The organism is Streptomyces sp. NPDC048483 (assembly GCF_040651455.1).
Taxonomy (GTDB): Bacteria; Actinomycetota; Actinomycetes; order Streptomycetales; family Streptomycetaceae; genus Streptomyces.
This window is the reverse complement of record NZ_JBEZJZ010000109.1, coordinates 17,599-28,282: the sequence shown is the minus strand read 5'-3', so window position 1 is coordinate 28,282 and position 10,684 is coordinate 17,599. Positions and strand designations below refer to the sequence as shown.

The window sequence follows — 10,684 nt, the reverse complement described above, 5'->3', positions numbered from 1 at the left end:
ACGCCCGGTTACATTTCGAACCCGGAAGCTAAGCCTTTCAGCGCCGATGGTACTGCAGGGGGGACCCTGTGGGAGAGTAGGACGCCGCCGAACAAATATTCAGCTCCGGCTCCTGGACCTTCTGGTTCAGGAGCCGGAGCTTTTTTGTTCCGATTTTCGGGTGAGCGGCGTAACTTGACGTTCATCTGACATCGCGAGGATCCGCGTCATGTGGACAGTAGGAACGCTCAGGTCCGCCGGTGTGCGTGCTGGTGACGAGGTCGTGGTGCCGGCCTACGGCAACGCGGAAGTGGCGCAGGCCGTGGTGCAGTTGGGCGCGGTGCCGGTGTTCGCCGATGTGGATGGCGACAGTTACTGCCTCGACCCGGCCGCGGTGGCGGATGTGGTGAGCAGCCGGACGGCGGCGGTCGTGGCAATACATCGGTTCGGGCGCCCGGCCGACGCCGGATGGATCCGTGAAGTGGGGCAGCGGCACGGGTTGTTGGTGCTGGTCGAGGACGAGCCGGGGGCGCGGCCGGACGGGGCCGAGCGGCGGCGGGCGTTGGCGACGTATCTGGACGGCAGGCTCAGCGGAGTGGGGACGCCGGCGCCGGCAGTGGGGCACACGTATGAGCAGTATGTGGTGCGGGTGCCCGGGAACGGGCGCCCGGACCGGGATGCGTTTGCGCGGGCCTTGCGGGCCAAGGGTGTGGCGTGCAAGGTCCCCGTACAGGCGCCGGCGTATCGGATGCCGGGGCTTCGGCGGGATGTGTTCTTGCCGCAGACGGAGCGGGCCGTTGACGAGACGCTGGCGCTGCCGCTGCATGTGGATGTGTCGCGGCGGGAGTTGCAGAAGTTGGTGAGTGCCTGCAATGCGCTGGGGGGATTGCTGCAGCCGGCCTTTTAGTCGGTGGGTGGCCGGGCTGGCGGTTCGGGGGAGCCGATGAGATCAGGTAGTATTTCTTTCGTCGCTACGCCCCAATAGCTCAGTCGGCAGAGCGTCTCCATGGTAAGGAGAAGGTCTACGGTTCGATTCCGTATTGGGGCTCTGGATAAAGGAAGGCCCCCGCCGATTGGCGGGGGCCTTCTTCGTGTGGGTGGTCAGCCGGGCTGGATCTCGGGGACGCGCATGGCGAGGATGGCCATGTCGTCGGAGGCCGGCTCGGCGGCGAAGCGTTCCACGGCGCGCAGGACGCGGGCGGCGACGGCGCCGGCCGTCAGGCCCGTACAGGTCGTCAGGACGTCGGTGAGGCCGTCGTCGCCGAGCATGCGGGTGCCCTCGCGGCGTTCGGTGACGCCGTCCGTGACGCACAGCAGGACGTCGCCGGGGTCGAGGGTGACGGTCTGTTCGTAGAGCTCGAGGTCGTCCATGACGCCGAGGAGGGGCTGGGGTTCGGCGGCCGGTTCGACCGTGCCGTCCTGGCGGAGGCGGAGCGGCAGGGGGTGGCCGGCGCAGACGACCTTGAGGAGGGCGCTGCCGTCGGGCTGGGGCCACAGCTCGCCGTAAAGGAGCGTCAGGAAGCGGCTGCGGGCGCCCTCGTCAAGGATGGCGGCGTTGAGACGTTCGAGGACGGCGGGGCCGCCGAAGCCCTCGCGGGCGAGCAGGCGCAGGGCATGTCGGGCCAGGCCCGTGACGGCGGCCGCCTCCGGGCCCGTACCGCAGACGTCGCCGATGGCGAAGCCGTACGCGCCGTCGCGGATCGGGAAGAGGTCGTAGAAGTCGCCGCCGACCTCGTTGCCCTCGCCGGCCGCGCGGTAGATGACCTCGACCTCGACACCGGGGATCTCGGGCAGCTCCGGGGGGAGCAGGCTGCGCTGGAGGGACTGGCTGATGGCCGTGCGCTCGGAGTAGAGGCGGGCGTTGTCCAGGGCGAGGGCGGCGCGGCGGGAGAGGTCCTCGGCGAGTTCGAGGATTTCCTGGCGGAAGTGTTCCTCGGTGGGTTTGCCGAGGGTGAGCATGCCGATGACACGGTTGCGGGCGACGAGGGGGAGGACGACCGTCTCGCCGCCGACGGCGGAGGCGGTCGCCAGGGAGGCGCCCGGCCCGGTGGAGGGGCGGGCGGAGTTGCCGAGGCCGAGGCTGCGCATGGAGGTGCGCAGGGCCGCGTCGTGGGCGGCGTCGCCGGGGGCGGTCCACACGCGGGCGCCCGGGGTGGGGACCGGCTCGGGCGGGTCGACCTTCAGGAGGAGAGTCTTGAGGCCGTCGATGCGGTCCTCATCCTCGTGCAGGACGTAGGAGAGCTCGGGCTCGGAGGTCTGGTCGGCGACGGTGTAGACGGCGCACCAGGTGGCGAGGGTGGGGACCGTCATCTGGGCCATCAGGGCCAGGGTCTGGTCGCGGTCGAGGGTGCCGGCCAGGAGGTCGGAGGCCTCGACGAGGAAGGAGAGGGAGCCGCGGCGCAGCTTTTCCAGCTCGGTCAGGCGGGCGCGTTCGACGGCGAGGGCGATGCGGTCGGCGGCGAACTGGAGGCGGAGGGCCTCTTCGTTGGTGTAGCGGCCGGGGCCCTCCGCTGCGACGCCGAGGGAGCCGGTGAGGCGGCCCTCGACCTTGAGGGGGACGGTGACGACGGAGCGCATGCCCGTGCCGCTGAGCAGGGGGACGGCGCCGGGGACGGCGGTGAGGTCCTCGTGGACGGCGGGCATCCGGGCGGAGCCGTAGCGTCCGGATCCGGCCTCGACGGGGACGCGGGCGAAGCGCTGGCGGGCGGAGGGCAGGCCCGTGGAGGCGCGTACCTCCAGCTCGGTCTCGTCGTCGGTGGCCAGCAGGAGGTAGGCGGCGTCGCCGTCGAGCATGTCGCGGGCGCGCTCGACCGTGCGCTGGAGCAGGCCGTCGAGGTCGTCGGGGGCCGGGGAGCCGATGAAGACCTCGAACGGGTCGGAGGGGCGGCCCTCGTACTGCGCGGCCTGGGAGGCGGCGTCCGGGGCGGGGGTGCGCTGGGGGCTCTGCAGGATGGCGCGCTCGTGGTCGCGTACCAGGAGGCAGACCGTGGAGGCCTCGCCGTCGGCGTCGCGGACCCGCAGGTGGGAGCCGTAGACGGGGACGACGCGGCCGTCGGCGCCCCGGATGCCGTACGAGCCCTCCCAGCGCGAGAGCTCGAGCGCCTCGGCGATGCCTGTGCCCGTGCCGGGGGTGTGCGGCCAGGCGGCGAACTCGCTGATCGGCTTGCCGATGACCTTTTCCTGGTCGTAGGCGAAGAGGTCCCGGGCGTCGTCGTTCCAGAAGCTGATGCAGCCGGTGCGGTCGATCTGGACGACGGCGACGCGGACCCGGGAGTCGGTGGCCGGGAGGGCGTCCACCGGGAGGGCGGGACCGGCGGAGCGGGTGCCGGCCGGGCGTTCGGGGAGCTCGAGCTGGAACCAGACGTGTTTCTGGGCAGCGGTGTACTCCACGCCCCAGCTGGCGGCCAGCGCGCCGCACAGCAGCAGGCCGCGGCCGCCCTCGCGGTCGGGGTGGACCATGGCCTGGCCGGCGTTCTGGAGTGGAATCTCACGTTCGGGGTAGCGGTCGGCGACCGAGATCCGTACGCCGCTGTCCGAACGCAGGCACAGCACATCGGCGGCGGTGCCGGCGTGCACCACGGCATTGGTGACCAGCTCGCTGGTCAGGACGACGGCGTCGTCGACGATGTCGGCGTAGCCCCAGCCCTGGAGGGTGTCCCTGACGAACGCACGGGCAGTGGCGACCGAGCGCCCGACCGGGTCGAATGTGGCGGCGGCCCGCGCGGTGATCACAGCACTCCCCATTGGTTTTTCGTCGCTCCCCCGAGTCCTGTGCCCGTTTCTCGTGGTGTCGATGCGCAAGCCAGGCTAGACGGTCCGGTCGGGCGGTGGGAACGAAGGCGTGCGTTCTGGGACGCAGACATACTCCGGCGGCCACGCTCATCCTGTGAGGAATGTACGTGGCCGCCGGTTCATGATCGGTGGTGCGCTGCACACGACGCGATGCTGCCGAACTGTGTTGACTCCTCCTCATTCCTGAAGGACGGGGATTCCTGGCTCACGCTGCTCGATCGCTCAGCGAACAAACGAGTCTTCCGCGATCGGCACCAGCCGGGTTGAGACCCACCCGGAGTGGCGAAGGACAAGCCCTGCCCGTCACCTTCAACGAATCTCCATCGGTGTGGTTACGTTTCGACTCCTTGCCGCTTCCGTGCGACGGGGTGAAACACTGGGCACGTACCAAGAGAAAGCCCGGGTAGAACGGTCGACCCTGCGGGAGGGACACGGTGGAGTCTGGCGCAGCGGCGCGGGGCGTTAGCACGCGCGCAAAAGGCGGGCGATCCCGGAACAACGGGACGACCGAGGTGGACACGGCTGCCCTGAATCGGCTGTTGGTCGCTCTTGTCGCCATGCGGGACGGGAACTTCCGCAAGCGGCTCACGGTGAACGGTGAAGGCGTCATGGCCGAGATCGCGGCCGTCTTCAACGAGGTCGCGGACCGCAATCTGCATCTGACGGGCGAGCTGGCGCGGGTGCGCCGGGTCGTCGGACGTGAGGGAAAGCTCACGGAACGCCTCGAGGTCGGCGCCGCGGAGGGCTCGTGGGCAGCGGCCATCGATGCCTCGAACGCCCTGGTGGACGATCTCGTACGGCCGGTCTCCGAGGTGGGACGGGTGCTGTCGGCGGTGTCCGAGGGTGACCTGGAACAGCGGATGGATCTGCGGTCGCGCAGCTCGGACAGCTCGTCGGAGCATCCGCTGCGCGGGGAGTTCCTCAAGGTCGGCCGTACGGTCAACGGGCTCGTCGACCAGCTGTCCGCGTTCACCGACGAGGTCACGAGAGTGGCCAGTGAGGTCGGTACGGAGGGCAAGCTCGGCGGGCAGGCGCGAGTGCGCGGAATGTCGGGTTCCTGGAAGGATCTGACGGAATCCGTCAACACGATGGCCTCCCGGCTCACCGCACAGGTGCGTGATATTGCTCTCGTCACCACCGCGGTCGCCAAGGGTGATCTGTCGCGCAAGGTGACGGTGCATGTCGCCGGCGAGATGCTGGAGCTGAAGAACACCGTCAACACGATGGTGGACCAGCTCTCCTCGTTCGCCTCCGAGGTGACGAGGGTCGCCCGTGAGGTCGGTACGGAGGGCGAGCTCGGCGGGCAGGCCCAGGTTCCCGGTGTGGCCGGGGTGTGGAAGGACCTGACGGATTCGGTCAATCTCATGGCCGGAAACCTCACCGCTCAGGTGCGCGGGATCGCGCAGGTCACCACCGCGGTCGCGAGCGGCGATCTGTCACAGAAGGTCACGGTCAGTGCGCGCGGTGAGGTCGCGCAGCTCGCCGACACCATCAACACCATGACCGAGACGCTGCGTACCTTCGCGGACGAAGTGACGCGGGTGGCGAACGAGGTCGGTGCCGAGGGACAGCTCGGCGGGCAGGCGCAGGTGCCGGGTGCGGCGGGGACGTGGAAGGACCTCACCGACTCGGTGAACACCGCCTTCCGCAACCTGACGGCGCAGGTGCGCGACATCGCGCAGGTGACGACGGCGGTCGCCAACGGTGATCTGTCGCAGACGGTCACCGTCGATGTGGCCGGTGAGATGCTGGAGTTGAAGAACACCGTCAACACGATGGTGGGTCAGCTGTCGTCGTTCGGTGCCGAAGTGACGCGGGTGGCGCGGGAGATCGGCGTCGAGGGTGAGCTGGGCGGCCAGGCGGCGGTGCCGGGCGCGGCCGGTACGTGGAAGGACCTCACGGACTCCGTGAACACCGCCTTCCGCAACCTGACCGGGCAGGTGCGCAACATCGCGCAGGTGACGACGGCGGTCGCCAACGGCGATCTGTCGCAGAAGGTCACCGTCGATGTCTCCGGTGAGATGCTCCAGCTGAAGAACACCGTGAACACCATGGTGGACCAGCTGTCCTCGTTCGCCGACCAGGTCACGCGGATGGCCAGGGACGTGGGTACGGAGGGCCGGCTGGGTGGCCAGGCGCGGGTGGACGGCGTCAGCGGTACCTGGAAGGAACTGACCGACTCCGTCAACTTCATGGCGGGGAACCTGACGTCCCAGGTGCGGCAGATCGCCCAGGTGACGACGGCGGTCGCGCGCGGCGATCTGTCGCAGAAGATCGATGTCGATGCGCGCGGCGAGATCCTGGAGCTGAAGAACACCATCAACACGATGGTCGACCAGCTCTCCGCGTTCGCCGAGCAGGTCACCCGGGTCTCCCGGGAGGTCGGCACCGACGGCCGGCTGGGCGGTCAGGCGCAGGTGCCGGGCGTCGCCGGTGTCTGGCGGGATCTGACCGACTCCGTGAACGGCATGGCCGGCAACCTGACGGCCCAGGTCCGTAACATCGCGCAGGTCGCCACCGCGGTCGCGCGCGGTGACCTCTCGCAGAAGATCGACGCGGATGCCCGGGGCGAGATCCTGGAGCTGAAGAACACCCTGAACACGATGGTCGACCAGCTCTCCTCGTTCGCGGAGCAGGTCACCCGGGTGGCCCGTGAGGTGGGCACCGAGGGCATCCTGGGCGGCCAGGCCGAGGTGCAGGGCGTCAGCGGTACGTGGAAGGACCTCACCCAGTCCGTCAACTTCATGGCGAACAACCTGACGTCGCAGGTGCGCAACATCGCCGAGGTGACGACGGCGGTGGCCCGCGGTGATCTGTCGAAGAAGATCACCGTTGATGCCAAGGGCGAGATCCTCGAGCTGGTCACGACCGTCAACACGATGGTCGACCAGCTGTCGTCGTTCGCCGAGCAGGTGACCCGGGTGGCCCGTGAGGTGGGCACCGAGGGCCAGTTGGGCGGCCAGGCGCGGGTGCCGGGCGCGACCGGAATCTGGCTGGATCTCACCGACAACGTCAACCTGATGGCCAACAACCTGACCATCCAGGTGCGCAACATCTCCCAGGTCTCGGCGGCGGTTGCCAACGGCGATCTGACGAAGAAGGTCACGGTCGAGGCGCGCGGCGAGGTCGCGCAGCTCGCCGACACGGTCAACACGATGGTCACGACGCTGTCGTCGTTCGCCGACGAGGTCACGCGGGTGGCCCGTGAGGTGGGCACCGACGGCATCCTGGGCGGCCAGGCCCGCGTCCCCGGTGTCGCCGGTACGTGGAAGGACCTCACGGAGTCCGTGAACTCCATGGCCAACAACCTGACCGGCCAGGTCCGTAACATCGCGATGGTCACCACCGCGGTGGCCAAGGGCGATCTGACCAAGAAGATCGACGTGGATGCGCGGGGCGAGATCCTCGCGCTGAAGACCACCATCAACACCATGGTCGACCAGCTGTCCTCGTTCGCCGAGCAGGTCACCAGGGTGGCCCGCGAGGTGGGTACGGAAGGCCAGCTGGGCGGTCAGGCGCAGGTGCGGGGCGTGGCCGGCACCTGGAAGGACCTGACCGAATCGGTGAACGAGATGGCGGGCAACCTGACCCGCCAGGTGCGCGCGATCGCCGCGGTCGCCGCGGCGGTGACGCTCGGGGACCACAACGTCCGCATCGATGTGGACGCGGCCGGCGAGATCCTGGAGCTCCAGGACAACGTCAACACCATGATCTCCACGCTCCGTGAGACCACCCTCGCCAACGAGGAACAGGACTGGCTCAAGGGCAACCTGGCGCGGATCTCCGGTCTGATGCAGGGGCGCCGCGACCTCAAGGACGTCGCCACCCTCATCATGAGCGAGCTCTCGCCCGCGGTCTCCGCGCAGCACGGCGCGTTCTTCCTCGCGGCGCAGCCCGACAGCCGGGAGATCGGCTCGGACGGCGCCGAGGCGGGCACGTACGAGCTGCGGCTGACGGGTTCGTACGGCTATGCCATGGGCGGCATGCCGACGACGTTCAAGCCCGGCGAGACGCTGATCGGGACGGCGGCGGAGGAGGGGCGCACCATCCTGGTGGAGAACGTCCCCTCCGGTTACCTCAAGATCGCCTCCGGGCTGGGCGAGGCGCCGCCGGCGAATGTGATCGTGCTGCCGGTGCTCTTCGAGGACAAGGTGCTCGGTGTGATCGAGCTGGCGTCCTTCCAGCCGTTCACCCAGATCCAGAAGGACTTCCTCAGCCAGATCGCCGAGATGATCGCGACCAGCGTCAACACCATCTCGGTCAACACCAAGACCGAGGTCCTGCTCAAGCAGTCGCAGGAGCTGACCGAGCAGCTCAAGGAGCGGTCCGGTGAGCTGGAGAGCCGGCAGAAGGCGCTGGAGCTGTCCAACACCGAGCTGGAGGAGAAGGCCGAGCAGCTGCGGGCGCAGAACCGCGACATCGAGGTGAAGAACACCGAGATCGAGGAGGCGCGGCAGGTTCTGGAGGAGCGCGCCGAGCAGCTCGCGGTCTCCATGCGCTACAAGTCGGAGTTCCTGGCGAACATGTCGCACGAGCTGCGGACGCCGTTGAACTCCCTGCTGATTCTGGCCAAGTTGCTGGCCGACAACGCTGAGGGCAATCTCTCCCCGAAGCAGGTCGAATTCGCCGAAACGATCCATGGCGCGGGCAGCGATCTGCTCCAGCTGATCAACGACATCCTCGATCTGTCGAAGGTCGAGGCGGGCAAGATGGACGTCAGCCCGACGCGGATCGCGCTGGTCCAGCTCGTCGACTATGTCGAGGCGACGTTCCGGCCGCTGACCGCGGAGAAGGGGCTCGACTTCTCCGTACGGGTGTCCCCGGAGCTGCCCGCTACGCTGCACACCGACGAGCAGCGGCTGCTGCAGGTGCTGCGCAATCTGCTGTCCAACGCGGTGAAGTTCACCGACACCGGCGCCGTGGAGCTGGTCATCCGGCCGGCCGGCGCGGACGTCCCGGTGGCGATCCGGGAGCAGCTGCTGGAGCACGGCTCGCTGCGGGACCCGGACGCCGACATGATCGCGTTCTCGGTGACCGACACCGGTATCGGTATCGCGTCCAGCAAGATGCGGGTCATCTTCGAGGCGTTCAAGCAGGCGGACGGCACGACCAGCCGCAAGTACGGCGGTACGGGCCTGGGCCTGTCCATCAGCCGGGAGATCGCCCGGCTGCTGGGCGGCGAGATCCACGCCGCGAGCGAGCCCAACCGCGGCTCCACCTTCACGCTGTACCTGCCGCACAACCCCGGCGGGCTGCCGCCGCAGGGCTACCCGCAGCTGGTGGCCGGGGGGCTGGCGATGGACGCGGAGGCGCGCGAGGTGGAGGCCGGGCGGCAGGACGAGCCGGAGGGGGTGCTGGACCAGGAGTCCCCCTCCAGCCTCAACCGGCGGCGCCGGCGCGGGATTTCGGGCGGTGCGCGACGCTTCGCGCTGCCGGGCGGCCAGCCCGTGTCCACCCCGCCGCAGCAGCCAACGCCCCGGCAGCCGTCGGAGCCGACCACGCAGCAGCCCGCCGAGGAGCCCTGGCTCGGCAACGGCCAGGATCTGGTGCAGCCGGTCTCCGGGGGCGGTTTCCACGGCGAGAAGGTGCTGATCGTCGACGACGACATCCGTAACGTCTTCGCGCTCACCAGCGTCCTGGAGCAGCACGGACTGTCGGTGCTGTACGCGGAGAACGGCCGGGAGGGCATCGAGGTGCTCGAGCAGCACGACGATGTCGTCCTGGTCCTGATGGACATCATGATGCCGGAGATGGACGGCTATGCGACGACCGCGGCGATCCGCCGGATGCCGCAGTTCGCCGGGCTGCCCATCATCGCGCTGACCGCGAAGGCGATGAAGGGCGACCGGGAGAAGAGCATCGACTCCGGGGCCTCCGACTACGTGACCAAGCCGGTGGATACCGATCATCTGTTGTCGGTCATGGAGCAATGGATGCGCGCGAGGTGATGGGGCGTCCAGTATGGAGCCGAAAGAGGATCATCGCGTGCTGACTCACTGTTGCCGCGGACGTGTGGAAGCGCGGGATTCGGGGAACCTTCTGGTCTCTCGCTGCGTTTCTGCTACGTGCACAGTGACATCGCGGTGACAGGGTGTGGCGATAGGCGGGGTGCAGCTACCATGACCGGCACAAGAACGGGCGACGTGACGGAGTCGTCCCCTGGGGCGGCGTCCGGTTCCATGCCGGGGCGAGGAGGACGGGCCATGGTGCAGAAGGCCAAGATCCTCCTGGTCGATGACCGGCCGGAGAATCTGCTGGCGCTGGAGGCGATCCTCTCCGCGCTCGATCAGACACTGGTACGGGCATCGTCTGGGGAGGAAGCGCTCAAAGCACTGCTCACGGACGACTTCGCGGTGATCCTGCTCGATGTGCAGATGCCGGGAATGGACGGATTCGAGACTGCCGCGCACATCAAGCGGCGCGAGCGCACCCGCGACATCCCGATCATCTTCCTGACGGCCATCAACCACGGCCCGCACCACACCTTCCGCGGCTATGCGGCCGGCGCGGTCGACTACATCTCCAAGCCGTTCGATCCGTGGGTGCTGCGCGCAAAGGTCTCGGTGTTCGTCGAGCTGTACATGAAGAACTGCCAACTGCGCGAGCAGGCATCGCTGCTGAGGCTCCAGCTGGAGGGCGGGCGGCCGAGCTCGGAGGCGAGGGAGTCCGCGGGGCTGCTCGCGGAGCTGTCGGCGAGGCTGGCCGCGGTCGAGGAGCAGGCGGAGGCGTTGTCCAAGCAGCTGGACGAGACGGCGGAGGCCGCCGCGGTCGCCACGGCCGCGCACCTGGAGCGCAAACTGACCGGTCTGCGCCGGGCCCTGGATGCGCTGGAGCCGGGGTCGGGCAGCGGGGCGGGCTGAGCGGCGTCCGCCGGCGGGTGACTGACGGTCTCTCATGAGGCGGACGTGCGACA

General features: G+C 68.9%; 4 protein-coding genes, 1 tRNA gene and 1 rRNA gene. 5 read left to right on the top strand and 1 reads right to left on the bottom strand.

The genetic code is table 11. The features are described from left to right. From rrf to AB0D04_RS35195, 3 genes are all read left to right on the top strand, one after another. Positions 1–93, top strand: a 5S ribosomal RNA gene (gene rrf / locus AB0D04_RS35205); the annotation flags it as partial. Positions 94–208: 115 nt separating this feature from the next. Continuing rightward, positions 209–886, top strand: a complete 678-nt coding sequence (locus tag AB0D04_RS35200; protein WP_362711462.1) for a DegT/DnrJ/EryC1/StrS family aminotransferase — start codon at positions 209–211, stop codon at positions 884–886. A 68-nt stretch (positions 887–954) separates the two neighbouring features. Beyond that, positions 955–1,027, top strand: a tRNA-Thr gene (locus tag AB0D04_RS35195). A gap of 53 nt (positions 1,028–1,080) precedes the next feature. On the opposite strand, the gene AB0D04_RS35190 is transcribed toward AB0D04_RS35195, so the two are convergent. Then, a complete protein-coding gene (locus tag AB0D04_RS35190) occupies positions 1,081–3,711 on the bottom strand; it encodes a SpoIIE family protein phosphatase (RefSeq protein WP_362711463.1) in 2,631 nt (876 codons plus the stop codon). 494 nt (positions 3,712–4,205) lie between these two features. On the opposite strand from AB0D04_RS35190, the gene AB0D04_RS35185 reads away from it, so the two are divergent. Both AB0D04_RS35185 and AB0D04_RS35180 read left to right on the top strand, forming a co-directional pair. Further along, positions 4,206–9,719: a HAMP domain-containing protein gene (locus AB0D04_RS35185; RefSeq protein ID WP_362711461.1), complete on the top strand. Its 5,514-nt coding sequence runs from the start codon at positions 4,206–4,208 to the stop codon at positions 9,717–9,719. 255 nt (positions 9,720–9,974) lie between these two features. Continuing rightward, positions 9,975–10,631, top strand: coding sequence for a response regulator (locus tag AB0D04_RS35180; protein ID WP_362711460.1), 657 nt, complete (start codon positions 9,975–9,977; stop codon positions 10,629–10,631). Positions 10,632–10,684 lie beyond the last annotated feature (53 nt).

What these genes read in the sequence shown, in the direction of transcription:
- AB0D04_RS35180 (WP_362711460.1), top strand. Translation starts at nt 9,975, where the DNA reads ATGGTGCAGAAGGCCAAGATCCTCCTGGTCGATGACCGGCCGGAGAAT.
- AB0D04_RS35200 (WP_362711462.1), top strand. Translation starts at nt 209, where the DNA reads ATGTGGACAGTAGGAACGCTCAGGTCCGCCGGTGTGCGTGCTGGTGAC.